The sequence below is a fragment of the Corynebacterium sp. LaCa117 genome (assembly GCF_046717765.1).
GTDB classification, from domain to species: Bacteria; Actinomycetota; Actinomycetes; order Mycobacteriales; family Mycobacteriaceae; genus Corynebacterium; species Corynebacterium kefirresidentii.
The window spans coordinates 104,085-128,795 of the sequence record NZ_CP177102.1 but is presented as its reverse complement, the minus strand read 5'-3'; the positions used below and the strand labels follow the sequence as shown (position 1 = coordinate 128,795).

24 protein-coding genes are annotated in these 24,711 nt (G+C 60.7%); 5 read left to right on the top strand and 19 right to left on the bottom strand.

What is annotated here, in order from left to right:
* Positions 1-70: 70 nt before the first annotated feature.
* Complete coding sequence (locus tag ACLI1L_RS00620) at positions 71-3,532, top strand: arabinosyltransferase domain-containing protein (protein ID WP_411707777.1); 3,462 nt, start codon at positions 71-73, stop codon at positions 3,530-3,532.
* Here ACLI1L_RS00620 and ACLI1L_RS00615 read toward each other — a convergent pair.
* From ACLI1L_RS00615 to ACLI1L_RS00605, 3 genes are all read right to left on the bottom strand, one after another.
* A complete protein-coding gene (locus ACLI1L_RS00615; RefSeq protein WP_411707776.1) occupies positions 3,471-4,865 on the bottom strand; it encodes a PepSY-associated TM helix domain-containing protein in 1,395 nt (464 codons plus the stop codon). The two genes, ACLI1L_RS00620 and ACLI1L_RS00615, sit on opposite strands and share 62 nt — an antisense overlap.
* Before the next feature lie 63 nt (positions 4,866-4,928).
* Complete coding sequence (locus tag ACLI1L_RS00610; RefSeq protein WP_411707775.1) at positions 4,929-5,822, bottom strand: alpha/beta hydrolase; 894 nt, start codon at positions 5,820-5,822, stop codon at positions 4,929-4,931.
* A gap of 39 nt (positions 5,823-5,861) precedes the next feature.
* On the bottom strand, positions 5,862-7,796 hold the full coding sequence (locus tag ACLI1L_RS00605; RefSeq protein ID WP_411707774.1) for a M13 family metallopeptidase: 1,935 nt from the start codon (positions 7,794-7,796) through the stop codon (positions 5,862-5,864).
* 42 nt (positions 7,797-7,838) lie between these two features.
* Between ACLI1L_RS00605 and ACLI1L_RS00600 the strand changes: the two genes are divergently transcribed.
* Both ACLI1L_RS00600 and ACLI1L_RS00595 read left to right on the top strand, forming a co-directional pair.
* Positions 7,839-8,420 (top strand): hypothetical protein, encoded by a 582-nt coding sequence (locus tag ACLI1L_RS00600; protein WP_411707773.1) that lies wholly within the window; start codon positions 7,839-7,841, stop codon positions 8,418-8,420.
* Entirely contained in the window at positions 8,421-9,314 is an 894-nt protein-coding gene (locus ACLI1L_RS00595) for a PrsW family intramembrane metalloprotease (RefSeq protein WP_411707772.1), read from the top strand.
* Positions 9,315-9,359: 45 nt separating this feature from the next.
* On the opposite strand, the gene ACLI1L_RS00590 is transcribed toward ACLI1L_RS00595, so the two are convergent.
* From ACLI1L_RS00590 to ACLI1L_RS00540, 11 genes are all read right to left on the bottom strand, one after another.
* Positions 9,360-10,226: a hypothetical protein gene (locus ACLI1L_RS00590; protein ID WP_411707771.1), complete on the bottom strand. Its 867-nt coding sequence runs from the start codon at positions 10,224-10,226 to the stop codon at positions 9,360-9,362.
* A 27-nt stretch (positions 10,227-10,253) separates the two neighbouring features.
* Positions 10,254-10,571, bottom strand: a complete 318-nt coding sequence (locus ACLI1L_RS00585) for a DMT family transporter (RefSeq protein ID WP_239206325.1) — start codon at positions 10,569-10,571, stop codon at positions 10,254-10,256.
* The gene (locus tag ACLI1L_RS00580) at positions 10,568-10,927 is read right to left on the bottom strand and encodes a DMT family transporter (RefSeq protein ID WP_411707770.1); all 360 of its coding nucleotides are present in this window, start codon (positions 10,925-10,927) and stop codon (positions 10,568-10,570) included. The genes ACLI1L_RS00585 and ACLI1L_RS00580 overlap by 4 nt, the downstream gene beginning before the upstream one ends.
* Positions 10,924-11,229 carry an MGMT family protein gene (locus ACLI1L_RS00575; RefSeq protein ID WP_239207791.1) on the bottom strand — a complete coding sequence of 102 codons (306 nt, stop codon included), beginning with the start codon at positions 11,227-11,229 and terminating at the stop codon, positions 10,924-10,926. Before ACLI1L_RS00575 ends, ACLI1L_RS00580 begins: the two co-directional genes overlap by 4 nt.
* Before the next feature lie 5 nt (positions 11,230-11,234).
* On the bottom strand, positions 11,235-12,062 hold the full coding sequence (locus ACLI1L_RS00570) for a VOC family protein (RefSeq protein WP_411707769.1): 828 nt from the start codon (positions 12,060-12,062) through the stop codon (positions 11,235-11,237).
* On the bottom strand, positions 12,063-12,347 hold the full coding sequence (locus ACLI1L_RS00565) for an RNA-binding S4 domain-containing protein (RefSeq protein ID WP_023020323.1): 285 nt from the start codon (positions 12,345-12,347) through the stop codon (positions 12,063-12,065).
* A gap of 35 nt (positions 12,348-12,382) precedes the next feature.
* Positions 12,383-13,318 carry an alpha/beta hydrolase family esterase gene (locus ACLI1L_RS00560; RefSeq protein ID WP_411707768.1) on the bottom strand — a complete coding sequence of 312 codons (936 nt, stop codon included), beginning with the start codon at positions 13,316-13,318 and terminating at the stop codon, positions 12,383-12,385.
* Complete coding sequence (locus tag ACLI1L_RS00555) at positions 13,311-13,640, bottom strand: YbjQ family protein (protein ID WP_049358954.1); 330 nt, start codon at positions 13,638-13,640, stop codon at positions 13,311-13,313. Before ACLI1L_RS00555 ends, ACLI1L_RS00560 begins: the two co-directional genes overlap by 8 nt.
* A gap of 9 nt (positions 13,641-13,649) precedes the next feature.
* The gene (locus tag ACLI1L_RS00550) at positions 13,650-14,324 is read right to left on the bottom strand and encodes a LysE family translocator (protein ID WP_411707767.1); all 675 of its coding nucleotides are present in this window, start codon (positions 14,322-14,324) and stop codon (positions 13,650-13,652) included.
* A 136-nt stretch (positions 14,325-14,460) separates the two neighbouring features.
* A complete protein-coding gene (locus tag ACLI1L_RS00545; RefSeq protein WP_411707766.1) occupies positions 14,461-14,826 on the bottom strand; it encodes a LysE family translocator in 366 nt (121 codons plus the stop codon).
* A 254-nt stretch (positions 14,827-15,080) separates the two neighbouring features.
* A complete protein-coding gene (locus ACLI1L_RS00540; protein ID WP_034656146.1) occupies positions 15,081-15,431 on the bottom strand; it encodes a VOC family protein in 351 nt (116 codons plus the stop codon).
* A gap of 114 nt (positions 15,432-15,545) precedes the next feature.
* Between ACLI1L_RS00540 and ACLI1L_RS00535 the strand changes: the two genes are divergently transcribed.
* Positions 15,546-16,271, top strand: coding sequence for a TIGR02391 family protein (locus ACLI1L_RS00535; RefSeq protein ID WP_086588590.1), 726 nt, complete (start codon positions 15,546-15,548; stop codon positions 16,269-16,271).
* 915 nt (positions 16,272-17,186) lie between these two features.
* Here the strand turns inward: ACLI1L_RS00535 and ACLI1L_RS00530 are convergent.
* From ACLI1L_RS00530 to betA, 5 genes are all read right to left on the bottom strand, one after another.
* Positions 17,187-19,079, bottom strand: coding sequence for a heavy metal translocating P-type ATPase (locus ACLI1L_RS00530; RefSeq protein ID WP_411707765.1), 1,893 nt, complete (start codon positions 19,077-19,079; stop codon positions 17,187-17,189).
* On the bottom strand, positions 19,076-19,435 hold the full coding sequence (cmtR, locus tag ACLI1L_RS00525) for a Cd(II)/Pb(II)-sensing metalloregulatory transcriptional regulator CmtR (protein ID WP_411707764.1): 360 nt from the start codon (positions 19,433-19,435) through the stop codon (positions 19,076-19,078). The genes ACLI1L_RS00530 and cmtR overlap by 4 nt, the downstream gene beginning before the upstream one ends.
* A gap of 53 nt (positions 19,436-19,488) precedes the next feature.
* Complete coding sequence (locus ACLI1L_RS00520) at positions 19,489-19,761, bottom strand: hypothetical protein (RefSeq protein WP_244169546.1); 273 nt, start codon at positions 19,759-19,761, stop codon at positions 19,489-19,491.
* A gap of 253 nt (positions 19,762-20,014) precedes the next feature.
* A complete protein-coding gene (locus ACLI1L_RS00515; RefSeq protein WP_086588586.1) occupies positions 20,015-20,134 on the bottom strand; it encodes a chemotaxis protein in 120 nt (39 codons plus the stop codon).
* A gap of 179 nt (positions 20,135-20,313) precedes the next feature.
* Positions 20,314-22,089, bottom strand: a complete 1,776-nt coding sequence (gene betA, locus ACLI1L_RS00510) for a choline dehydrogenase (protein ID WP_259824800.1) — start codon at positions 22,087-22,089, stop codon at positions 20,314-20,316.
* A 333-nt stretch (positions 22,090-22,422) separates the two neighbouring features.
* On the opposite strand from betA, the gene betT reads away from it, so the two are divergent.
* Positions 22,423-24,672 (top strand): choline BCCT transporter BetT, encoded by a 2,250-nt coding sequence (gene betT / locus ACLI1L_RS00505; protein ID WP_411707763.1) that lies wholly within the window; start codon positions 22,423-22,425, stop codon positions 24,670-24,672.
* Positions 24,673-24,711 lie beyond the last annotated feature (39 nt).

Sequence of the window (24,711 nt, the reverse complement as noted above, 5' to 3'; positions counted from 1 at the left end):
ACCCACACTTCCCGCCCGTGGCAGGGTGTGCCCGCGGGCGGAGAGGGTTATCTGACGTAGACTAATCGCCGTGTCAGATAGCCTCACTACGAATACCACCCAAGCGCGACCTGCTAGCTCCCGCTTCGCCGCCGCCCCCGCGGGCCTGCGGTGGACCGCGATCATTGCCGGACTGATTGGTTTCCTGTGTTTTGTAGCCACCCCGCTACTGCCGGTGACCCAAACTCAGTCCTCTTATGACTGGCCGCAGCATGATTCCGTGCAATCCATCAACGCGCCACTCATTTCCGTGGCGCCGGAGGATCTTCAGGCCACCATCCCTATCTCCGCAGTCGATGAGCTGCGTGAGGGACAGTCCATGGTCTACGGCACCGTCCCGCCGGAGTCCAAGAAAGCCTCCAACCGCGGCCTTTTTGTCCGCGCGAATGAGGAGGGCCTTTCCGTTGTCTCCTTGGATGAGGTTCTGCTTACCCTCAACTCCAAAGAGGTAGCCAAGCTCCCTAAGGACGCCAAGATTGAGATTTCTGCTACGGGCGATGGCACCAGCGTGCGCGTGGGGGATCATGAAAAGACCACCGAGGAGGATCTGCGCCCGCAGGTCACCGGTGTCTATACCGAAATAGACGATAAAGCGGACGTGCAGGCCCTGCTTGACGACGGCCTCAATGTGCACGTCGATATCAATTCCCGCTTCACCTCCTCCCCGACGTTGCTCAAGACCATCGCCATGTGGCTGGGCACCGCCATGGTGGTCGTATCCCTGTTCTGCCTATGGCGCATCGACCGCCTCGATGGCCGCCGCTTTGGCTTCATGCCTAAGACGTGGAAGAAGGTGCGCCCGCTCGATGGCGTGGTGACCGCCGTCTTGGGATTTTGGTATATCTTCGGCGCCAATACCTCCGATGATGGCTTCATCTTCTCCATGAGCCGCGTCTTCGATCACGCGACCTACATGGCCAACTACTACCGCTGGTACGGCGTGCCAGAGGCGCCCTTCGGCGCCCCCTATTATGACCTGGTTGCCGTTCTCTCCCAGATTTCCACCGCCTCGGTCTTCGTGCGCTTGCCCGGCCTGATTTCTGGGCTCATTATTTGGTTTATCCTCTCCCGCGAGATACTCCCGCGCTTTGGCCAGCTTGTCGACGGCCGCCGGGTCGCTCACTGGACCGCGGCGCTTATGTTCTTGGCCTTCTGGCTGCCCTATAATAACGGCACCCGCCCCGAGCCCATCGTGGCGCTTGGCGTGATGTTTACCTGGGCCTCCTTTGAGCGCGCCATCGCCACCCGCCGCCTGCTCCCGGCGGCCGTGGGCACCATCGCCGCAACCATTACCCTGGCCGCCGGCCCCACCGGCCTCTTTGCCGTGGGCGTCTTCCTGGTCAGCCTGCCGCACCTCTTCCGCGCCATGGCCGAGCGCGTGCCGTCCATGGGCGGTGGCGCCCTGGGCTGGCTCGCGCTCATTGCGCCATTCCTTAGCGCTGGCACCGCCATCATGGTTGCTGCCTTTGGTGATCAGACGCTATCGACCGTGCTGGAGTCCACCCGCGTGCGCTCCGAGGTCGGCCCCTCCCTGCCGTGGTACGCGGAGTACGCGCGCTACTCCACCCTCTTCCAGGAATCGGTGGATGGCTCGCTCACCCGCCGCTTCGCGGTCTTCACCATGCTCTTCTGCTTGGTGCTCATCGTGGCGGCCTTCATCAAGGACCGCCGCGTCGTCGGTGCTGCCGTTGGCCCGACCCAGCGCCTGCTCATTATCGTGGCGCTGTCCATGTTCTTCCTCATGTTCACCCCCACCAAGTGGACCCACCACTTTGGCATTTACGCCGGCGTGGCCGGTGTTATCGCCGCCCTCGGTGCCGTGGTGCTCTCCCAATTCGCACTGCGTTCGCCGCGTGCTCGCACCTTCGCTATCGCTGCGGTGGTCTTCTTGCTGGCCATTTCCTTCGCCGGCTGGAACGCCTGGTGGTACGTTTCCTCCTTTGGCATCCCGTGGTGGGATCGTACGGTGCAATTCAAGGCCATCGAGGCCAATAAGGTGCTCCTCGCCATCGCGCTGGTCATCTTCGCCATCGGCATAGTGCAGTCCCTGCGCCATAGCTACCGCAAGTCCCAAGCAGAAGAGGCCGGCACCCTGGCGGAATTTGAGAAAAATGCCGCCGCTAAGGTTTCGCGCTCCGCCGGTATCATGTCCGCGCCCATCGCCTTGGCCTGTGCCATCGTGGTAGCGCTATCGTGTGCTTCCTTTGCCAAGGCCACCGTCTCGCAGGCGGATTCCTACTCCGTGGGCAAGGGAAACGTGGCCTCCCTGCGCGGCAATACCTGCGCTCTGGCGGATCAGACCATGGTGGAGACCAACACCAATGATTCCTTCCTGACCCCGGTCGAAGGCGACTTGGGCGATTCCCTGGTGGACCAGGACGAGACCCACAAGGGCTTCGATCCAAACTTCATCCCTGAATCCATCGAGCCGGAAAACCAGAATTCCGCCTCCGTAGGTGCCATCGCGGATGGCTCCAGCGACTCCTCCTCCGATAGCGCGGAGACCGCTACCTCGGGTGCGGATACCGAATCCGGCGGTAACAGCGATTCCGCTGATTCCCAGGAGACAAAGAATAAGCAAAACAAAAAGGACAAGAAGTCCAAGGAAACCACCAATACCTCGGAGGGTGGAGTACGCGGCACTGAGGGTGTCAATGGCTCTACCATGCACCTGCCGTTCAACCTGGATTACACCAAGGTCCCGGTGCTCGGCTCCTATTCCGAGGCGCAAGACTCCACCTCTGAGGTGACCACCAAGTGGTACAACCTGCCGGAGGCCAAGGACAATACTCCCGTGCTCGCCGTATCTGCAGCCGGCAATATCTACCACCACGACGTCAACGGGGTAGAGCAGGAAGGCATGAAGCTTAGCCTCGAATACGGCACCATCGATGGCTCCGGAAAGGTCACCAATACTGGCGAGGAAGAACTCTCCGCCGTCGGTGCCACGCCAAAGTGGCGCAACCTGCGCCTGCCGCTGGATAAGTTGCCAAAGGATGCCAACGTGGTGCGCCTGGTAGCAACGGATGATTCCACCGATGAGGATGACTGGCTGGCCTTTACCCCGCCGCGCGTGCCGGAGCTGGACACCATCAATAACCAGTTCTCCAAGGACACCCCGGCACTATTGGACTGGGCCGTAGCCCTACAGTTCCCGTGCCAGCGCACCTTTGACCACTTCGCCGGCGTCACGGAAATCCCGGAGTATCGCATCCTGCCGGATTCCTCGGCCCAGACCTCGCTGACGGACTTCCAGTCCTTCTCTGGTGGTGGTGCCATGTCCACCGCGGAGGCGGTCAACTACTCCTATGAGATCCCGAGCTACCTCAATAATGATTGGGCACGCGACTGGGGTGCCATCGAAAAGTACGAACTGCGTACCGATTCACAGGGCAATGCCCCAGTCCCAGCCGAGATTGATTATGAGGACATTACCCGTTCCGGACTGTGGAAAGACTCCGAGATGAAGATTCGCCCCGAGGGCGAGGAGTAACCTCCCCAGCGGCCGCGCCCCGATCCCGCTTCGGGGCGCGCAGGCGCCGCACGATCCAATCACCTAGGAAAAACAGCAGCAGCGAAGCGCCAAAGAGAGGCGCGATGATTGAGTAGGCCACCGCCCCCGCCAGCACGGCGGGGGTAATTTTTAGCTCGGGCAGGCGGCGGCGCGGTTTCTTCCACCACATCCACAGGCCCGCAATGCTCACCACGAGCAGGCCGAGGGCGAGTACCGCCAATGCAACCTGGCTATAGATTCCAAAAAGCGTACCCATGTGCAGCTGGATGAGCCACGAGGTTAGCTGTGCCGCAAGCGGCCAGTCGGCCGAATTGATGCGGTCGATGACCTCCCCGTTCGGAGTAACCGCCACGGCGTCGCTGCGTAACTTGAAGGCCGCACGAGCCTCCCGCACGCCCCACGCATCGCCGGGCTTTTCCGGTGGGGTCATTTCCAGCACTCCGGTCAAACCCTGGCTACGGGCGGTCGATTCTGCAGTTTGGGCTCCGGCGAGTTCTGCGGCACCGTGGTGTCCCGTATGCCCGGCGTGACCCGCGTGCCCGGCGTGACCCGCGTGCCCGGCGTGGTTGGCATGCTCCCCCGCCCCAGTACTAGCCCCCGCTTCTGCAACGGAAGTGGCCACGGACGGTTCCTTCCAATTAAGTTCCTCGCGCACCTTGCCAATACTTGTGCCCGCTACCAGCGACCATGTCAGGCCGGTAACGGTAAGAAAGAGGAAGCCCGGCAACAACCAGGCACCCACGCGGGCGTGCAGCGCCAGTACCGTGGAGCGCTTCTTCTTATTCCTTTGTTTACGCTTGAGCCACAGGTAGAGACCGAGGATGCTCAGCGCACCGAGCCACGAGGCCGCAAGTTCGGCATAGAGACGGCCAGGCTCGCCCAACCATAGGGTGCGGTGGCCATTAGAGGCCCACGTGCGGAAAGGTAGCGCCCGCGAGCCGCCATATTGTTGTAGTTCGCCAGTGATGTGCAGGTCCACCGGGTCTACAAAGACAGCGTGGGTATAGCTGGAATTGGGGGCGGTGGGGTCGTCGAAAAGCACGCGGGTGGTCTCTTGCGGGTCTTCGGAAGGCTCAACCCGAACCACCGTCCCATCCGGGTGCTGGCGCTGGGCGGCGGCAATCTGTTCATCAAGGCTGCGCGGGCTGCCTTGCGCGGTGGCTGTCACCTCATCGTGGTAAATCCACGGTTCAAAGGTGGGCGCCAAGGCATAGAGAAACCCGCTTAACGCTGCGACAATGAGAAAGGGCGCAATGATTACGCCGGCGAATTTATGCAGGCGCGATAGCGCGCCATGAGTGGATATGGTCATGCGGAACTAGTCGCAACCTTGTTGAAACTAGTTCCCTTTTAGCATGGAACCTCCAGGCAATTGTTATTTTTCTAGCTCTCCTGCCAGGAACGTGGCCGCATCCCGCACACGCTGACGGGCAACCGCCGGGGTAGACACGCGGTGGGTGGAAACGTAATCGCGTGCCACGGCGCCGGGCACAGAAACACGCGCAGCAATCTCATCCTCGGTCGCGGTCTGGACGAAAATATCCGGGCAGAGCTTAGAAAGGTCCGCCGGAATTGCATAGCCGGCACGGAGATCCTCCGGCAGATTTTCCAGGGCGCCGAAATCGGGGAAGGTGAGCAGGAGGGCGTCGGCAGGCGCAAGCGCCGCTAGTGCCCCGCCTGAGGAATATCCCCAGGTGGTGACGTTGGAAGCACCCTGCTTGCGGGCATAGTCGATGGCGTGCTGTACGGCAGTGACCATCTCCGCCACGGTGTGTTCGGGTGCAAGCGGATAGTCCACATCGATGATGGTGGTGCCAGATAGTTGCGCGGCGGCTGCTACCTCAGGGCGCCATTGCATCTCTAGTGCTTGGCCAGCACCGCGCCACCAGCCGCCGGAATGGAGCGACACCGCCCAGCGGCCGGTGGGCTTTGTGGGCCGAAAAATGGTTCCCACCTCAGATTCTTGCACGCTGATGCCCTCCGTATAGGCGGTTCCCGGCAGCGCATGGTCCACCGCAGTGCCGAGCACCATCATTGCCGCGTGTGTAATCCGGTCCGGCAAGAGCGCGCAATATTGATCCGCCTCGGGGGAGCCGCCCCCAGCCCACGGTGGGCGGAAATCCGGGGTGTCATAGTGGGCGTCGATATAGGCAACGAGTTGCTCGAGCTGTTCCTTGTCCTCCATCTGGCGGTCTTGGCCGCCGATGTGCCACTCTTGGCCGGGCTCCAGCGGGCGGTGCGGGTCCTGGTTAGCATCTGCGTTAGTCATGCCACCGAGCCTACGCGCACCGCCTACCGGCTAAAAGGGCTACCAAATGGTGACGCGGTCCTCCGGCGCGATGTACATGGCAGAATCCTCCGCTACGTCAAAAGCTTCGTAAAACTCCGCAATATTGGCAGCGATGAGGTTGCAGCGGAACTCCGCCGGCGAGTGCGGGTCAATGGCCAGGTACTGGGTGGCCATCTCCGGGCGGATGGCGGTGCGCCATACGCGGGCCCAGGACAGGAAGAAGCGCTGCAGTCCGTTGTAGGTGTGCTCGGCCAGCTCTGGCTCGGCGCCGTCTACCTCGAACCTTTCCTCCTTGCCCTGCAGATCAATGCCCTTATCGGCGCAGTAGTTCTTAAAAGCCACCACGGCGATACCCAGGCCGCCGAGGTCACCGATATTCTCACCCAGGGTAAAGCTGCCATTCACCCCGGTAGATTCGATGCCGGCCTCCTTGAGCACCGTCGGTACCTGGCCATTGAACTGCTCCACCAGCTTGGCGGTGAGCTTTTCAAAGGCGGCGCGATCCTCATCGGACCACCAGGAGTTCAGGTTGCCCTGACCATCAAACTGCGAGCCCTGGTCATCAAAGCCGTGACCAATTTCGTGGCCGATGACGGCACCAATGGCGCCGAAGTTTTCTGCGGCATCGGCCTTCGGGTTATAGAACGGCGGGCGCAGGATTGCCGCCGGGAAGGTGATGTCATTGACCACCGGGTTATAAAAGGCGTTGACCGTTTGCGGGGTAGTCACCCATTCATCGCGATCGGCCGGCTTGCCAATCTTGACCAGCTCAAAGTCGTGAGAAAAGGCAGAGCCGGCACGCGCATTGGCCAGCAGGTCCGCGCCCTTGCCGGAAACCTCGAGGGCGGAGTAATCGCGCCAGGAATCCGGGAAGCCAATCTTGGCCTTGAACTGGGAAAGTTTCTCCAAGGCACGCTCGCGGGTGGTCGGGGTCATCCACTCCAGCTGAGAGATGCGCTCGCGGTAGGCAGCAATGAGGTAGGCCACCAGCTCATCCATCTCACGCTTGGAGGAAGCCGGGAAGTGCTTATCCACGAATACCTGGCCAATCTCTTCGCCCACGAGGGACTCAGCCAGGCCTACCGCGCGCTTCCACCGGTCGCGCTGCTGGGTGGCGCCGGAGAGCTTGGTGCCGTAGAACTCAAAGTTCTTCGCGCCGACTTCCTCCGGCAGCATGGCCGCGCGGGAGCGCAGGATGTGCCAGGTGGCCCACAGCTGCCAATCGGCCATGCGCTCGGAGGTAAAGAGGCTCTCGAAGTGCTCGAGGTAGGACGGCATCATATTGACTACGCGGTGCTCCGGCAGGTTGCCGCCGGAGAGCACGGCCCGCGCCATGGCGGGCAGCTCGCCAAACTCACACGGGTTATAGGTCTTGACCGCATCGCGGGTGGAGACCACATCCCAATGGCCAGCGGCAAGTTCCTTTTCCAAGCCCACGATGCGCTGGGCGGCTACCTCGGCGCCTAGGCCGAAAAGGCGGGCTGGGTCGAGGAACTCCAGCATCTCTGCCACATGCTTTTCATAGGCGGCCAGCGTTTCGGCGTGGGCTTCCTCGCGGTAATAGGCTTCATCCGGCAGGCCCAGGCCGGATTGAATGACATAGGCAATGGCGTCCTCGGAACCAGAGTCCTTAGATACCCAAAAGGTCACCGGGGAGCCGACACCGGTGCGCTCGAGTTCACCCAGGCGTTGCGCTAATTCCTCTGGGTCGGCCGCGCTCAGGCGGTCCAGATCCGCATCCAATGGAGTCATGCCGGCCGCATTAACCCCTTCGGTATCCATACAGGAGGCATAAAGCTTGCCCGGTCGGCCGGTGTCCTTTTGCACGATATCGTGGACGAGTTCTTCGGCTTCGTCGCGCAGCGCGTGGAAGGTGCCATCCACGCCGCGATCATCGGGAATGACGTGGCTTTCCAGCCAGGGTCCATTGACTAGTTGATAAAGATCTTTCATGCTTGCCACTCTAGGGCAAAGCGACAAGATAAGGTGTGGTCCATGAATTTTTATCGCTTTCCTCCAGCGCATCCGCGGCGCCTTTTCTGCGCCGTCATTGCGTTCGTGGCGGTGGTTCTTGCCCTGCCCATGATCGTGCAAGCGGCGCTAGGGGATTCTTCCGCAGACGTCGAGCAGGTCACCCTGGCCGAGCCCAGCCAGGACTGGGAGATTGACGTTCCCGATCTTTATTGCGAGCGCGACTATGAATCCCTCGCCAGCATCGGCTGGAACTGCGGCGATGTCAGCGTACAAGCCACCCTTACCGAGGATGCCAAAGACGATGCCACCACCTTGCGCCGCATGGTCCGCGCCCTAGCCATGGCGCCTTTGCCGGCCGATGCCCCTACCTTCGACGGCACCAACGGAGCGCTCCTGCTTGCCGACGCCCCCTCCTCCACCGCCGCCCTCTCCCTTGACGGCACCGGCGAGGACGAAAACAAGGATTGGGTGGTCACCGTGACCGGCAAGGGTGAGCAGGCCCGCGCCACCGCCTCTCGCATTTGGCATGCCTTCGGCCAAAAGGATCTACCCGCCGATGCCGATTCAGAATTCGCTGACTTTAACGGGGAGTTGATGTTCTAGATGTCTAAGCTCTTTCGCACCACGCTGTGGATCTTATCCGGCATTGGACTCATCGCCTTCTTTTTCCAGACGCTAAGCACATTTTTGATTTCTCCCCTGATGGGCCTGCTCAGCCTGCTCATCGCCGCCATACTCGTGGCGCTGGTCATCTACCTGCTGCAACGCAGCCCCATGTGGGCCCGCCCGGCGCGCCTATGGGCCACGCTGGCTTTCCTTTGGGGCGGCGGAGTAGCCGTTGCCTTGGCGCTTATCAGCGCTGGGCCGGTCATGCAGCTCGCCATTGGCTCCGGCTGGGTCGACGCCATGATGTCGTGGAGCGGTGCCTATCCGGAAGAAATTTCTAAGGCCACCGGCGTAATCTTCGTGCTCATGTCCTTCCGCCAGCTCAACCGCCCATGGCATGGCTGGATGGTGGGCGCAGTGGTGGGCCTTGGCTTCGAGGCCTGCGAAAATATCCTCTACGGCGCCATGGGCGCCACCATGCATCCTGATAGCGATATCCAGGGGCTTTTTGAAATGTGGGGCCTGCGCCTTATCGCCGGTCCTGGCCTACACGTATTGCTCACCGCGCTGGCCGGCTGGGGCATCGGCTGGGCGCTCTATGCCGCCGCCAAACCCGGGTGGTGGCGCATCGGAGTCTTCCTCGGCGCCCTAGCCGCCTCTTTCACCCTGCATTTTTGTTGGAACTACCTGCACGATTCCGAGGTGGCCTCGATCATCCAAGCCGTTGTCGTGGCGCTTATTCTCTACCCCACCAGCGTGTGGCTTGTACTGCGTGGCAATAAGCTCGCCAAGGCTGACGAGAGCTACAGCCACAGCACCACCGAAGACGCGCTAGCCTTCGTCCGACCACTGTGCAAAACAAGCACGTTTCGCCCTTTTCACACCCCGTGAGAGACGAAACGTGCTTGTTTTGCATCTGTTTTGGCTCCGTAAATCCTAGTTACACACACGCATCGGCGTTACCTGCGCCAATGCCTGGTTCGCGCTCGCGCAGGCTTGACGCTCGTAGCTCGCTGCCGTGCGGGTGGCATCGCGGACGGCCTGTCGCGCGGGGCCTTGTAGATTCAAATCGTGCTCGATGCGCGCGCCAATAGCTTGGCTAGAACCGCCCGCTGCGGGTAGTGCGCCTGGGGCGTTATGTACGGCCCGGGTGACATCTGCGGTATGAGTGCCCGCGTCACCATAGGTATTGGCGGCTACGGTAAATCCAGGGGCGGTGGATACCGAGGCATGGATGCGGCGATTATCGGACCAGCCAAACTTGGTACCGATAACACCCGGAATTCGTGAGGTACCAAAATCTTGGCGGTAGCCATCGGCAGCCACAGGGGCGGCGTTAGCCATGCCGGTCATGATGGGTGCGGCAATGGGATCGTGCTGGATACGCGAGGTGAACCGCGCTACATCTTCAGTAGAGGTTGTGGTCGTTCCCCAATACCCGGTGTAGTGCGTTTCGCGCAGGCCAAACTCGTGGATGGTGCTGGGGATGGCTTGCGGGTAGCGGCGATCCAAGTCGGTAGCCACGTTGTCATCGCTGACGCGGATCATGTGCTCCACGCGGGCTTTGTCGGTCGGCGCACCGTATTTTAGGACCCAATAGCCCAAGTAGAGCTTGCTCAAAGACAGCGCGGGGCGAGACTCATGGGCGTTAGCGGTGGAAACAGTCGCGCCAGAATCATGCCGGACGGTGATCTGGGTGCGCGCGGGCACAGCGTGCGGATCGAGGGTGACAGCCTGGGCGGCAGGGGCGATTGCGAGGGAGAGTGCGGTAACCAGGGAACCTACCGCCAGCTTTTTCATCATGAAAATATAGTAGCGCCCCCGCAGGTGCTACGCACCAGCTTCTACCAGCAGCACTCCTCCGACAATCAGTACCACGCCGAGGGATTTTAGCCAGGTAAACGGCTCCTTAAACAGGAGATACGAGGCGATGGCGGTAAGCGCAACGCCGGTAGCCGCCCAGATGCCATAGGCCACGCCCAGGTCCATACCGGCCTTAAGCACGAGCGCCAAGAACCCATAGGCGCTGACATAACACAGGGCGACGAGCACTACCCAGAAGCGACGGCCGGTCACCGCGGACATGCGCAGGCACAACGTGCCGGTGACCTCAATGGCGGTGGCGAGGAAAAGCAGAAACCAGATCATTGCGGTGCCACCTCCACCGTGCGGTTTTCATCCTCGTGCGGTTTCACGCCCATTTCCACGCAGAATACGCCGGCCATAATGAGCGCGATGCCAGCGAGTTTTACTGCACCGAGCGGCTCGCCAAAGAGCGCGGCGGAAAGCAGCGCGGTGGAAATTACTCCGCCGGATGCCCAGAGGCCGTAGGCCACGCCCACGTTGACGCCTTCTTGCATGACGCGGTGCAGGAGCACGAAGGCGAGGATGAAACAAAGAGCGGCCACACCGTAGATCCAGAAATGGTCTACGGCGTATTTCAGCGCGATGGTACCCACGACTTCGCTGGCAATCGCGAGGAAGAGAATGACCCAGGCCCTCACTCCATCAACTCCTGTAATTCGCGGGCGTCGATTCCGTGCTCGTGCATTTTAACGCGGCCGCCAGCGTGGGCGATTGCCTCCCGGTCCCAGTAGTCCTCCGCACGGACGGGATCGTGAGAGGTGCCATCGGCGCGGACCACGCGCCACCAGGCAGTACCGGCACCGTGGCGCTTTAACACGGTACCGACGTTGCGCGCGCCGCAACCGGCCACCTTAGCCACCTCACCATAGGAGGTGACATTGCCGGGTGGAATTACAGCAACCACCGCCAATACGCGCTTGACCAGTGGCGACTCACTCATCGCGATTACTGCGGGTCAAGGCCCAACACATCATCCGCTTCGGTCGGCTCCTCTTCAGGGGCGTCTTCGACCTCGGTGAGGGTGATGGTCGCACCGGTGGAATCGGCCAATAGGCACATGCGGCCAAAGGGCGAATCCCATGGTTCGCGGATGACCTCACCGCCTAGTTCCACGGCCTTCTTCGCAGCGGCGTCGATATCGCGCACGCCCAAGTAGGTCTGCCAGAAGCTCGGCACCTGGGGCGGGAACTGGCCCTCGGCGTTCCACAGGCCAGCAAACGGCGCACCGTCTTCTTCCGCCGTGGCATAGATAAAGTTCTCATCCTCGGACTGCATGGCGCGAATTTCCCAATTGAAAAGCTCTCCATAAAAGTCCATTGCGCGCTGGAAACCCGAGGTTGCGGTGAGCTCGTGCCATACCGGGGTGCCGGGTTCGCCGGCGGCGACGAAGTGCTCTGGGCCGGCGGGCTGGATGAGGCCGAACATGCCACCGGCGGCGTCGGCAAGCAAAGCCATGTGCCCTAGCTGCACTTGCTGCGGCTCCACCAGGATGCGTCCACCTAGGCTCTCGGCGCGCTGGCAATCACCAGCGATGTCCTTGGAGAGGAAGTAGGTCACCCAAGTATCCGGCATGGGTGCCTCTTCCGGCTGCGGGATAAGCCCGGCGATGGGCAGGCCCTGCAAGCGCGCCATCTGATAGGGCTTTTCCTCCGCGGACTCGGCGGAAATCTCCCACCCCAGCACTTCCTCGTAGAAGTGCGCGGACTTGCGCGGATCCGAGGTGGTCAGGTCAATCCAGTAGGGCATGCCCACTTCAGCTTCGAATGCTGGCATCTACATATTCCTCCACTTTTCCGGATCAAAGTCATCGTCGGCCGTGGCTTCATCAAAGTAATCATCGTCTTCGTCCGGCTCGCCCACCCGTGCGCAAGCATCCTCGATGCACACTTCGTCGCCTGGGTGGAGCGTGGCACCCCGGCGCGTTTCGGGCTCGCCATTGACCGTAACCACGCCTTCCGCGATGAGTTCCTTGGCCTCGCCGCCGGTAGCCACCAAGCTGGCCAGCTTGATGAACTGACCCAATTTGATGGAATCGCCGTTGATAGGAATGTCTAGCATGCCGCCCAGCTTACCCAGCCCGCGCGCGGCGCTTACTACGGGTGGGCAATATGGAAGAAATCCAGCACCGTATCGGTGGTCCATTCTGCCTTAACTAGGCCGGAATGGTCCGTGGCCCCACCATTCCACGTGTGCGTGCCGCCGTGAATGGTGTACTGCTCGGTGCGCGCATCACATACCCGCCAGGTGAAGTGCTCCACTGCTTCTTTCCGACGCCTCTTTGGAAACGGATTGCACCCATTCTCTTTCGCAATCCCGCGCAGCGATTGTTTGACCGAGTGGTAGTGCGCTCCGTGTTGGCGCCCACCGCCATATTTCATCAGCGCGTCCTTAGTGCCGTGGATATCCAGGTAATCGGTGGGCTCGCTGGCGCAGTCTTTTTCCACGCGGTCATATTTTGCCGCCGAAACCGTGGCCACCGCATCGAATAGGCCCGGCCGCTTGCAGGTCACCGCACGAGCGAATCCGCCGCCATTGGAAAAGCCCACGCCATAGGTGGTGTCCGTGGCGGGATAATGGCGCCGGACGAAATCAATCGTGTCATCCACGTACTTGAGGTCATCTTCCAAACTGGTTACCGCATAGGGTGCCGGTGCCCACGCCTTGCCCGCACCTTGGACAAAGACGGTAATGGCATCGCCTTGGGATAAGTCGGTGCCTTTAAACATATTTCCGGCGTCCATCTCATAGCCGTGCATCACCACGACCACGGGCAAGCGGTGGTGCTTATCCGCATTAAACGGCACGTGGACTACAAAACTGCGATGATTTTGTAGGTTAATGATCTGGTAGCGGCCATTGGCCGTTGTGCCCTGGTCCGGCAGCGTGGTGATATAGCCATCGGCCGCGCCTTGCGATTCATTTGGCACGCTGCCCGGTAACGGCGGTTCTTCCTCGCACCCCGCCATGAGTCCGGCGGCCGCGCATAACCCAGCGCACAGGGCCAGTGTTTTCTTGCCTACCTTAATCACGAGCGCGCAGCTTCACCGCCGTGCCGGTGGCCGTGACCATCAGCATGTCATTCGACGTCCCCATGGGCGAATAATCGAAGGCGATGCCCACCACACCATCGGCCCCGAGCTCCTGCCCGCGCCGCCACAACTCATCGAGTGCCGCCTCACGCGCCTTGATGGCCTCGCTTTCGTACCCGGCGGAGCGCCCACCGGTGATATTGCGAATGGATGCCCCGAAATCCTTCAGCATATTAATACCGATGACGGTTTCCCCGGCGATAATGCGGATATAGTCCGTAATCTCATAACCATCAACGGTATTAGTAGTGGTAAAAATCATGGCCCCAGATTACATGGCTATAAGACCACGCACTCCCTCAAAAAGGATGATGACACCCAGCAGAAGGAAGACCACGCCGCTGACAATATCCACCCAGGCGGAGTTCTTAGCCATCCACTTTGAGACCGCGCGGGTACTCAAAGCCACGCCCACAAACAGCACGAGGCTTTCCAGAATCAGTACGGCACCCACCATGAGATTGGCGCCGATGCCCATGCCGGGATCAATGAAATTGGCAAAGATGGCGCCAAAGAAGATGACCACCTTGGGGTTCGAAAGATCGCAGATAAATCCCATGCGGTAGGCAGTGCCCGCCTTGATGATGCCGTCCGGTGTAAACCCGCGCGGCTGCGGGGCGCGGGTTTCGGTGCCCACGACGGTTGCGGGCGCGCGACGCTCCTTGATGCCACCGGTAATGGCGGTATAGGCCATCCACAGCAGGTAACAGCCACCGAGAACCTGCAGCGCCACGAGGATCCCAGGGTGCGCGGAAATCAGCGCGGACAGCCCCGCCAAGGAGGCCACGGTCCAAATGGTAAGGCCGGTGGTACTACCCAGCGCCGCGCATACGGCTGCGCGCGTAGAACGCGCACCTAAGCGAATGATTTGCACTACGTCTGGGCCCGGCGAGGCCATCGCCGCGAACCACACGCCCATCAGGGTCACGAGGGCGCTAATAGCCACCTAACACCTCCATACTCGCATGCCATTGGATCAACGTATGCCACTATAAGTGCCCTCTCACCTGCAGCGAAACAGGTAAGTTCTGTGATTTAGGCAGCTCCTATATCAACTCTTTTATAGAAATCCGCCACCTGCACTAACCGAAGAGCTCAATGACGCCCTCCACGGCCATAACGAGTCCCAGCCCCGCAAAGATATGACCGGAAACGATATCGATGGCCGCGGAATGATGCGCAATCCAGCGCGATGCCGCGCGCACAATGAGAGCAAAGGTAGAAAACCACGTCAAGGACATCGCCAAGAGGATTACCGCCACCGCAACGGTCCACGTGGGCGACATATCGGGGCGAATAAACTGCGCGAAAACCGCGCCGAAGAACACGAGTGCTTTCGGATTGGATAGGTTCGTGACCACCCCGAGCTTATAGGCGAGCCAGCCAGTCAAGTCATTAATGCTGCCGGCTGCGATGGCCTGTTCCGTGTAATTCTCGGTGCCCGCCACCACGGTAGGTACGCGGCGGACTTAAAACCGGAACGAATCGAAGACACGCTCATACGGACAAAAGCCCGCCAATGAGTTGCAGCGCACCCAACACACTAGGCCGTGCAGTGATCACCGCGGAGCGCCAGCCAAGGATGCTGTCACCCAAAACTCTGTGCCGCTGCACACCCCAACGCACGCATCAACCCGGCGCGGGTCGCCCGCGGGGTCACACGGATGACTTGAACCAAGTCGAGTTCAAGTTCAACGTGTAGCTAGGCCCCGGGGTTACCCACGCAGAACTCGTTGCCTTCCGGGTCCTGCATGACGGTCCACACCAATCCCGGCGCTTCGTGGGTGGTGAGTTCGGTGGCGCCTAGGTCTTTGAGGCGTTCTATTAAAGTTTCGCGCTCCGCCCCGCCAACGTCGACGTGCATGCGGTTTTTCCCAGGTGTCGGTTCCTCAACGCGCTGAAATCCCAGCGCCGGGGTGGAATCAACCATCACGAAATCGCCGTAATCCGCGGCGATTTCGCAGCCGGTTGCGGCGGACCAAAACTTGGCGAGCTTTGAGGGATCGTGGCAGTCGAAGGTGATCTGGCGGATCGTGAAGTTGGGATCGCTCATGGTTTCCATGATGGGCGCGCGTCAGCGCGCCTGCAACAATGCGGGGTGTTTCTGGTGGGGGGTATCAGACCAGTTCTCTCCGGCCATGTCAGCCCCATACGTCATAATGGAGGCATGGCCGAGCTGGACCCCGAGTGGGCGATCAATGAGATAGACGCGTTCCTGCAAGTCACAGCGAAGGTAGTCCCCGACATGGGCCCGGGCATCGCCTACCTTGGAACCGTTATGAGTGGATCGCCGACTGAGGCTGCGGCACTCGCCCATGTCGTTGAAATGATCCTTGACCGAGTGCTTCCCGGGTGGAGACAAGGACGCCCGGTCCAGGACAAGGAGTATAGCTGGCTGAGGGGTCAAGCGGCCCGGGCCAAGACAGCGCTTGAACGTCGGTCTGAACTCGCTGAAAAGCTCGGAGAGAACACGCCAGACTTAGATGCAGCCAATCTGCATCCGTGGGCGTGGGAAAATGGCAAGGGTTACTGGAATCACGGGCACTACCATCAAGCCGTGATGCAGGCTGCCATCCGCGTCAATGCAGAGACCCAAGCGAAACTGAACCGCCTAGACGTATCTGAAACAGCACTTTTCAACGAGGCGTTTTCACTCCATGATCCGAAGCGTAATGTGCCGCGCCTTCGGCTTATGGAAAATGATGGCAGTAAGACGTTTGAGAACCTGCATCGGGGCGCCCGCGCCTTTGCAGAGGGCTTGTACGCGGCTATCCGCAATCCCGGGATGCATGTTCCACACGACGGTGGTGAGGAGCAAGTCGCGTTGGAGCAGCTCGCGGCTTTCAGTCTATTGGCTCGCTGGGTTGATAAGGCTACCGTCCTGGAAGGGTGACAACATCGGTTTACGGGATAGCAGTCCGCTTGAGCGAAGGATGTGGGGAGCACGAACGCCTGTGATGGAGGTGCCGGGTGCTCAGTCAGCAAGGCCGTCCAGGACCATCGCCGTAGTTTTGTGCAAGGTTAACGCCAGCGACTGGGCTGGGTCCAAGAATGAATCTCGCACACGTTAAACTGCGCCGACACTCTGTAGAGTTCAAATTAAACGTGTAACGCTGGGCGTTGATGACGCTTCGCGTTATTGGGGGTAGGTTGAAGCGCGGTCCGTTCGTTCACCGACGCAGCCGCCGCCGGATTCTCGGCGGCGATTCCGGCCCGAACCTCGGGGACATCCCCCCATCTTCGATAGCTTTAGTGAGCACGACCACGACCATCTGATCTGGTGCGCTGGTTTTCGTTCGGCTCTCGGTCTATTCCGCCACCTCATGCGCGGCCGCGAAATCGCGGTGAAGAATCTGCATCTAGTCGGTTACGGCAACTGGAACGGCGAGGGCTCGGCAACGCTGATGAGGGTGGGGTCCTTTGTCAAACACACTGCCCAAGTAGTCACGGGCTGTGTCGATGAGACTCGGCAGCACTCCGAATGGATGTCCGCGGTATCAAGGCCGCTGAACTATTCAAGTTGCGGGACGAAAAGAGTCTCGCAGTGACGCTTGGTCCCTGAGCAAGTTCGATCCTTCCACGATCTGCGCTGGAGACGCCGAGCGCTCGGGGGCCCTTGACCGGCTGGGCACGTGCCGGGTGGTGGCTCGCCCACAGCCCCCATGCCCACCCGCACCGAGAAGGGACAGGTCACCGAGTACGGTCCCGATTCCACGGAGACGGACCGTGAACTCGAATGACGTGCCTGGCCCAAGGTGTGTCCGCTCGGCGTGTGGTTTAACCCTTATGAGACTTGCCGGTCACAGCCTCAGCGCTTCGCTTGCGCAGCCCGCAGGCCGTTCAAGATCACGATCACTTCGGCGACCTCGTGAACCAACACGACGGCAGCCAGGCCCAGCACGCCGCTGATCGCCAGTGGCATCAACACGATGATGATGGCCAGAGACAGCACGATGTTCTGGTTGATGATCCTGCTTCCTCGGCGGGCGTGCTGCAGCGCCTTCGGGATTAGCCGAAGGTCGTGGCCGGTGAAAGCGACGTCAGCGGACTCGATCGCGGCGTCAGAGCCGGTCGCTCCCATCGCTATGCCCACCGTCGCACCCGCCAGTGCCGGCGCGTCGTTGATGCCGTCGCCGATCATCGCCGTCGGCGTCTTGGAGGAGAATTCAGCGACGATGCTTGCCTTGTCCTCAGGGCGCAGCTCGGCGCGCACGTCGTTGATTCCGGCGATTCCAGCCAGCGCCCGGGCGGTGCGAGTGTTGTCGCCGGTGAGCATGCTTACTTCCACGTCGTTGGCGTGCAGGGCCTGCACGGCTTCGGGCACCTCGGGCCGCAACTCGTCACGGACCCCGATCGCCCCGGCGAGAGCGTCATCGACGGTGACCAGGACGCAGGTCTGGCCCTCGGACTCCATGCGCTCAACGTCTGCTTTCAGTGGCCCAGCGTCGATCCATCGGGGGCTGCCCACCAGCACCCGTCGGCCTTCGACGGTGCCGCCGATGCCATGCCCAGCTTCCTCGCTGATGTCCGAGGCGGTGGGCGCTTCGGGCCCCGCTGCCGCGATCGCCGCAGCGAGGGGGTGTGTCGATTGCTGCTCAACTGCCGCCGCGAAGGAAAGCACCTGCGTCCGATCGAATCCGTCTGCCGGGACCACTCCCGTAACCTCAGGCTGGTTGCGGGTAAGGGTTCCGGTTTTGTCCACTGCCAGGTGACGGATACCGCCGAGTCGCTCGAACGCCGCGCCGGACTTGATGACCACTCCGAACTGGCTGGCCGCGCCGATCGCGGCCACGACCGTCAGCGGCACGGAGATTGCCAGCGCGCACGGCGACGCTGCGACCAGGACTACCAGCGCACGGGTGATCCACGTCTCAGGTTCGCCCAGCAGCGAGCCGATAACGCCGACCAGCACCGCCAGGATCATCACCCCGGGCACTAGGGGTTGGGCAATCCGGTCGGCGATCCGGGCGCGGTCGCCCTTTTCCGCCTGCGCTTGCTCGACTAGGTCCACGAGTGTGGTCAGCGAGTTGTCCGTTCCAGCAGCGGTCGTCTCGACCTCCAGCACCCCGGCGGAGTTGATCGCTCCCGCAGGCACTTCGTCGCCGGGCGCAACCTCCTCCGGAATGGATTCTCCGGTGATCGCTGAGGTGTCAAGGCTGGAGCGCCCGGATCGAATGATGCCGTCCGTGGCGATCCGCTCCCCGGGGCGCACGAGCATTAGCTCGCCAACCTCGAGGTCCTTCGCTACGACCTCGGCCGCTGTGCCGTCGCGCAGCACCGTCGCGGTCTGCGGTACCAGCTTCAACAGTGCCCGCAGTCCGCCTTGGGCCCGATCCATCGCCTTGTCTTCCAGTGCCTCGGCGATCGAGTACAGGAACGCTAGCGCCGCGGCCTCTCCGACGAATCCGAGGATCACCGCGCCGACCGCGCTGATCGTCATTAGCAAGCCAATGCCGAGCTTGCGCTTCGTGACAAGGTTCCGGATCGCTCCAGGCGCGAACGTGTAAGCGCCCAACAGCAGGCCAACCCAATACAGTACCGTCGCGGGCGTCTCCAAGTCGGACCAGTCCAGCGCCAGTCCTGTTATGAGGGCTACCCCGGAGAAGATCGGCAGCAGTAGCTCAGGGTCCTTCCACCATGGCCGATCGAGCTCGTCAATCTCCGTGACGGGTTCGTGTTCGCATCCACATGCTGAACTCATGCGTCCGCTCCTTTCTCGCCGCAGTCGGGCACCGAGCACTCAGTGTCGATGCAGGGGGCATTCTCGTCGACGGCCAGCGTCGCGTGGACCAGCGCTTCGAGCGCTGCCGCGAGGTGGGGATCGGCGATTTCGTAGCGGGTCTTGCGGCCCTCCGGCTCAGCGACGACAATGCCACAATCGCGCAGGCAGGACAGGTGGTTCGAAACGTTCGAGCGGGTCAGATCCAAGCTTTGCGAGAGCACAGCCGGGTAGCTCGGACCGTCTAGTAGGGTTAGCAGGATTCGGGAGCGCGTCGGATCAGCCATGGCCCGGCCGAGCCGGTTCATGACGTCGAGGCGCGAAGCAATAGTCAGCATGCGCTGAATTATACAGTATGCGATGAACTATTTAAAAGGGGCTGAACTAACAGTCACGCGAAAGTCCTGCCACCTGCAAGAATTAGTCGATGGGATAGCCGATGACTGGTCTTTCGCGGTTCGGCTGCCAACCCAACGCCGGGGGCGACGCGGGCGGCGAAGTTCTCCAGAATCTTCACGTGGATGTCCACACCCACCCCTGTGGGGATGGTGATGAACAGGGTGTCGGCGGACATGACGGCGGCGTAGGTGCGGCCAGCGACACTGACACCAGGTTCTCCATCAAGGGCTAGACACTCACGGACATTGCGTACGAGTCGAACCACACGTAGCGAAGCCTTCTAATAGCCAAATGACTAACTCTTTTCGCTGGTATCCAGGAATGATACTTCCTTGAAGTCGGCAGTGTTGGCTACCCCGCGTACGAAGTACTGGAACTGCTGCTTGGAAACCACTTTGCTCCATGAAGCCATAGCCTTCAAGCTACATCGCAGGAAAATTCCATTTCACGGTCGGTATGGGCCTTTTGCAGTTGGTTAATTCGAAATTCGTCCACCATCTCCTTAGCCACCCGCACGATTAACGCGGTGTTTCGCCATCTTCTCTCGAAGCGAGCAGCTCCTTTAGGTGCTTATCTATGTCGTCGAGTTTTTTAATAACGGCCAAGGCAGCAATGACCATCGCGATAAGAATTAGCATCCACAGGCTCCTTTTCTCTGACGCTTCGATTCACTGGGGCAATCGCTTGCCAGGGTATTAAACCATGGCTCTTACCTAGACGTTAGGGAGACGGTGGGAACAAGGGGACGTCGGCAAGCAAAAGCGCCGCGCCCCAAGAATGGGAAACGCGGCGCTAGAGCAATCCGGCGGGAGGCTGCTTAGTGGTCAGCGCCCTGGATGGAGTGCTTGTGATCGCGGACTGCTTCGCCCTCAGCGTAGAGCGGCATATCGTGCTTAGCCTTGTACCACTCGGCGTAGTTTGGCTCGAGCGGGGTGCGGCCGGCGATGAGGTCGGCGGCCTTCTCGCCCACCATCATGGTTGGGGAGTAGATATTGCCGTTGGTCACGGATGGGAAGACGGAGGCATCCGCAATGTAGAGGCCTTCGACGCCCCACACGCCCATGGTGTCCGGGTTAACCACGGCCATAGGATCGGACTCCGCGCCCATCTTGGCGGTGCAGGATGGGTGCAGCGCGGTCTCGCCATCGTTGCGGACCCACTCCAGGATTTCCTCATCGGTCTGGACATCCGGGCCCGGGCTGAACTCGCGGGCGCCTACCTCTTCCATGGCCTTGGTATCCAGCAGGGAGCGGGCAACGCGTACGGCCTCAACCCACTCGCGGCGGTCCTGGTCGGTCTTCAGGTAGTTGAAGAGGATGGACGGCTTGTCGTGGATATCGGCGCTCTTGATGTGAACGTGGCCCTTGGTATCGGAGAACATCGGGCCAACGTGCCACTGGAAGCCGTGCTTGACGTCCGCCTTCTGGCCGTCATAACGCACAGCCATCGGCAGGAAGTGGAACATGAGGTTCGGGTAGTCCTCGTTCTCATTGGAGCGCACAAAGCCGCCGCCTTCAAAGTGGGAGGTAGCAACCGGGCCCTTGTGGGTCAGCAGCCACTGCAGACCCATGAACGGCCAGCGCCACTTATCCAGGTAAGGCTGGGAAGAAGCGGTGGACTTGGTGGTCTCATACTGGATGTAGACCTCGAGGTGGTCCTGCAGGTTCTCGCCCACACCCGGCAGGTGCTTGACGACGTCGATGCCGTGCTTCTCCAGAATCTCACGGTCACCAATGCCGGAGATTTCCAGCAGCTGCGGGGTGTTAATGGCACCGGCGGACAGCACGATCTTCTCGGCGTAGACGCGGTGAACGCCGCCCTGCCACTCGTACTCGACGCCGACGGCCTTCTGGCCCTCGAAGAGGATCTTGGTGGTGAAAGCGCGGGTGCGGATCTCGAGGTTCTCGCGATCCATATTGGGGTACAGGTAGGCGCGGGCAGCGGACCAACGCTTGCCGTTCTTAATATTGCGATCGAACGGAGCGAAGCCTTCCTGGCGGTAACCATTGACGTCATTGGTCAGGTTGTAGCCGGCTTCCTGCACAGACTTGAACAGGGCCTGGAAGAGCTCGGAGGTAGCCGGACCGCGGGAGAGGTACAGCGGGCCATCGTGGCCACGACGCGGGTCATTCGGCTCAGCCGCAGCGGCGGTTTCCATGCGGTTGAAGTACGGCAGGCAGTGGGCGAAGTCCCAGTTCTCCATGCCCGGGTTCTGGCCCCACTTCTCGTAGTCCATCGGGTTACCGCGCTGGTAGATCATGCCGTTGATGGAGGAAGATCCGCCAAGGACCTTGCCGCGAGCATGGTAGACACGGCGGCCGTTCATCTCTGGCTCTGGATCGGACTCATACATCCAGTCATAGTTCTTTGCGCCGATTGGGAAAGAGAAGCCGGATGGCATGTGAATGAACAGATCCCACAGGGAATCTGGGCGGCCAGCCTCAAGGACCAGCACGCGGGTGTTCTTGTCTTCGGTCAGGCGTGCGGCGATGACGGAGCCTGCGGAGCCACCGCCAACGACGACTACGTCGCTTACTTCATCGGTGACCTTTTTAGCGGAACGCTTCTTGGTCAGCTTGTCCATAAAACCCATAAATCCCCTTCTTTCTGTGAAATATTTCACACGTCAAGATTGCCCCACCGGAAGTGAAAATATTGTAATTTATACAAAAGTCTGCAATTATTCACATCGCCTTATGTGCGGGCACCGCCTCCAGAGTACACATCCTGCTAGAAGTTTGCCCATCTTAATGTATATTTACCTTGTCCGGATGGATTTCTCTGGAGATGAAATCCGCAGTCTTTGCGCATAGTTCGCCCGAATATGATTCATTTCACTCACCTATCTCTCCCTGCGATCTTGTGAGCATTTTGGGGCACTCGTGCGAAAGATTCGGCCCAAAACAACCAGCAATAGGAGAAGTAGATGGCTAACTTTGACCCTCACGATCCTGAGGAGTCTCACACTTCACATAAAGACCCCCAAGAAGGGGGTAAAAACACCTCTCTCGCAACCCCCTCTAGAGAGCCCAAGAAGCGCAGCCCGCGCTACCAAGTCCGCGCCCTCGTCGGCAGCTACAAGGCCGAAACCGGCGATGCCGTAGGCGCGGATCAGGTCCCTGCTCCCAAGACAAACTGGCCGGTATTTATCATCTCTGGCGTCCTCATTATTGCCATGGCGCTCTATGCCGGGCTCGGCCGCGATTCCGCGGCAGAAACCCTCGCCAGTGTGACCGGCTGGATCGGCCACAACCTTGGCTGGTTCTACGTTCTCACCGCCACCATCGCCGTGGTCTTCGTGCTCTATATTGCCTTTTCCAATGCCGGCAATATCCGCCTCGGACCGGACCACTCGCGGCCGAAATTCAATACCTTCTCCTGGGCGTCCATGCTCTTTGCCGCCGGCATCGGCGTGGACCTCATGTTCTTCGCCGTGGCCGAGCCGGTCACCATGTATATGCAGCCACCGGTCGGGGACGGCGAGACCATGGAGGCCGCCAAGGAAGCCGTGGTCTATGCCATGTTCCACTATGGCCTCACCGGCTGGGCGCTTTATGCCCTTATGGGCATGGCCTTTGGCTACTTTGCCTACCGCCTGAACATGCCGCTGGCTATCCGTTCCGCGCTCTATCCGCTCATCGGCAAGCGCGTACACGGCCCCATCGGCTCCGCGGTGGACATCGCCGCTATGTTGGGCACCGTCTTCGGTGTGACCGCCTCCCTGGGCATCGGCGTGGTGCAGCTGTCCTATGGCTTCCACCTCATCTTCGGCATCGAGCAGGGCCTTGGCCTGCAGTCCGCGCTCATCATTATTGCGGTGGCCATTGCCACGCTGTCGGCTGTATCCGGCGTCGATAAGGGTATTCGCTTCCTCTCCGAGCTCAACGTCTATTTGGCCATCGCGCTGATGGTCTACGTCGTGGTCTTTGGCAAGACCGCCTACCTCTTCGATGCCATCGTGACCAATATCGGTGACTACGTCGCAAAATTCCCATCTTGGACCATGGAGACCTTCGCCTTCGCCGAAGACCAAGCCAACGTAGATACCTGGATGCAGTCCTGGACCCTCTTCTTCTGGGCATGGTGGATCGCCTGGGCGACCTTCGTCGGCCTCTTCCTGGCCCGCATCTCCCGCGGCCGCACCCTGCGCCAGTTCATCTTCGGCACCCTGACCTTCCCGTTCCTATTCATCCTGATGTGGATGTCCTTCTTTGGTAACACTGCCTTGGACATGGTTCGCTCCGGTGACTACCCCGAATTCGCCGAGAACGCTATTAACGTGCCAGAACAAGGCTTCTACGACATGCTGCACGAGTTCCCAGGCTCTGGCATCGTCATCTTCTTGACCACCTTTATTGGCCTACTGCTCTACATCACTTCGGCCGACTCCGGCGCACTGGTGATGTCCAACTTCACCTCTCGCATCACCGATAACCGCCAGGATGGCGCACGCTGGCTGCGCATCTTCTGGTCCGTGACCGTGGGTGCGCTGACCCTGGCACTGCTGCAGATCGATGGCATCGCTACCGTGCAGTCCGCGACCGTCGTGATGGGCCTGCCCTTCGCCTTCGTGGTCTACCTCATTATGTTCTCCCTGTGGAAGTCACTGCGCCTTGAAAACGTGCAGCGCGAGGCCCGCACTACCGCTATACATGGTGTGATTTCCTCCCGTACCGAGCGCGAGCCTTCGGATTCCAACCTGTGGAAGAACCGCCTCGACCGCGCCAATACCTTCCCCTCCAAGCAGGAGATGGATACCTACCTGCGCGAAACCGCCACTTACGCCCTCGAGCAGGTAGCAACGCACATGCGCACCCGCGGCTACGATGCCCTCTTGCTCACCAGCGAGCTTCCCGACGTCGAACTTCCGCAGCTCGACCTCGAAGTAAAGCTGCACAACGAGCGCATGTTCCGCTACCAGCTCTTCCCGGTCGCGGCCGAGCGCCCCGACTTCAGCACGGGCGAAGGCGACGAGTACTACCGCCTCGAGGTCTATGACATGACCGGTTCGCTGGGCTATGACGTCTACGGCTATTCCGAGAACCAGATCATCAATAACGTGCTGGATCTTTATGAGCGCCACTTGGCCTTCCTCTACATGCAGCAGACCCAGCCGGGCGACTCCGATGTCTCCGATGGCGCCGAGCCCGAGCGCACCTGGCGCGAAGATAGCTAAGCTGGCCACTACAACTACCTCTATGAGAGAAAGGTTGCT

What these genes read in the sequence shown, in the direction of transcription:
- ACLI1L_RS00615 (WP_411707776.1), bottom strand. Translation starts at nt 4,865, where the DNA reads ATGACCATATCCACTCATGGCGCGCTATCGCGCCTGCATAAATTCGCC.
- ACLI1L_RS00610 (WP_411707775.1), bottom strand. Translation starts at nt 5,822, where the DNA reads ATGACTAACGCAGATGCTAACCAGGACCCGCACCGCCCGCTGGAGCCC.
- ACLI1L_RS00605 (WP_411707774.1), bottom strand. Translation starts at nt 7,796, where the DNA reads ATGAAAGATCTTTATCAACTAGTCAATGGACCCTGGCTGGAAAGCCAC.
- ACLI1L_RS00600 (WP_411707773.1), top strand. Translation starts at nt 7,839, where the DNA reads ATGAATTTTTATCGCTTTCCTCCAGCGCATCCGCGGCGCCTTTTCTGC.
- ACLI1L_RS00595 (WP_411707772.1), top strand. Translation starts at nt 8,421, where the DNA reads ATGTCTAAGCTCTTTCGCACCACGCTGTGGATCTTATCCGGCATTGGA.
- ACLI1L_RS00590 (WP_411707771.1), bottom strand. Translation starts at nt 10,226, where the DNA reads ATGATGAAAAAGCTGGCGGTAGGTTCCCTGGTTACCGCACTCTCCCTC.
- ACLI1L_RS00585 (WP_239206325.1), bottom strand. Translation starts at nt 10,571, where the DNA reads ATGATCTGGTTTCTGCTTTTCCTCGCCACCGCCATTGAGGTCACCGGC.
- ACLI1L_RS00575 (WP_239207791.1), bottom strand. Translation starts at nt 11,229, where the DNA reads ATGAGTGAGTCGCCACTGGTCAAGCGCGTATTGGCGGTGGTTGCTGTA.
- ACLI1L_RS00570 (WP_411707769.1), bottom strand. Translation starts at nt 12,062, where the DNA reads ATGCCAGCATTCGAAGCTGAAGTGGGCATGCCCTACTGGATTGACCTG.
- ACLI1L_RS00565 (WP_023020323.1), bottom strand. Translation starts at nt 12,347, where the DNA reads ATGCTAGACATTCCTATCAACGGCGATTCCATCAAATTGGGTCAGTTC.
- ACLI1L_RS00555 (WP_049358954.1), bottom strand. Translation starts at nt 13,640, where the DNA reads ATGATTTTTACCACTACTAATACCGTTGATGGTTATGAGATTACGGAC.
- ACLI1L_RS00540 (WP_034656146.1), bottom strand. Translation starts at nt 15,431, where the DNA reads ATGAGCGATCCCAACTTCACGATCCGCCAGATCACCTTCGACTGCCAC.
- ACLI1L_RS00535 (WP_086588590.1), top strand. Translation starts at nt 15,546, where the DNA reads ATGGCCGAGCTGGACCCCGAGTGGGCGATCAATGAGATAGACGCGTTC.
- ACLI1L_RS00530 (WP_411707765.1), bottom strand. Translation starts at nt 19,079, where the DNA reads ATGAGTTCAGCATGTGGATGCGAACACGAACCCGTCACGGAGATTGAC.
- cmtR (WP_411707764.1), bottom strand. Translation starts at nt 19,435, where the DNA reads ATGCTGACTATTGCTTCGCGCCTCGACGTCATGAACCGGCTCGGCCGG.
- ACLI1L_RS00515 (WP_086588586.1), bottom strand. Translation starts at nt 20,134, where the DNA reads ATGCTAATTCTTATCGCGATGGTCATTGCTGCCTTGGCCGTTATTAAA.
- betA (WP_259824800.1), bottom strand. Translation starts at nt 22,089, where the DNA reads ATGGGTTTTATGGACAAGCTGACCAAGAAGCGTTCCGCTAAAAAGGTC.
- betT (WP_411707763.1), top strand. Translation starts at nt 22,423, where the DNA reads ATGGCTAACTTTGACCCTCACGATCCTGAGGAGTCTCACACTTCACAT.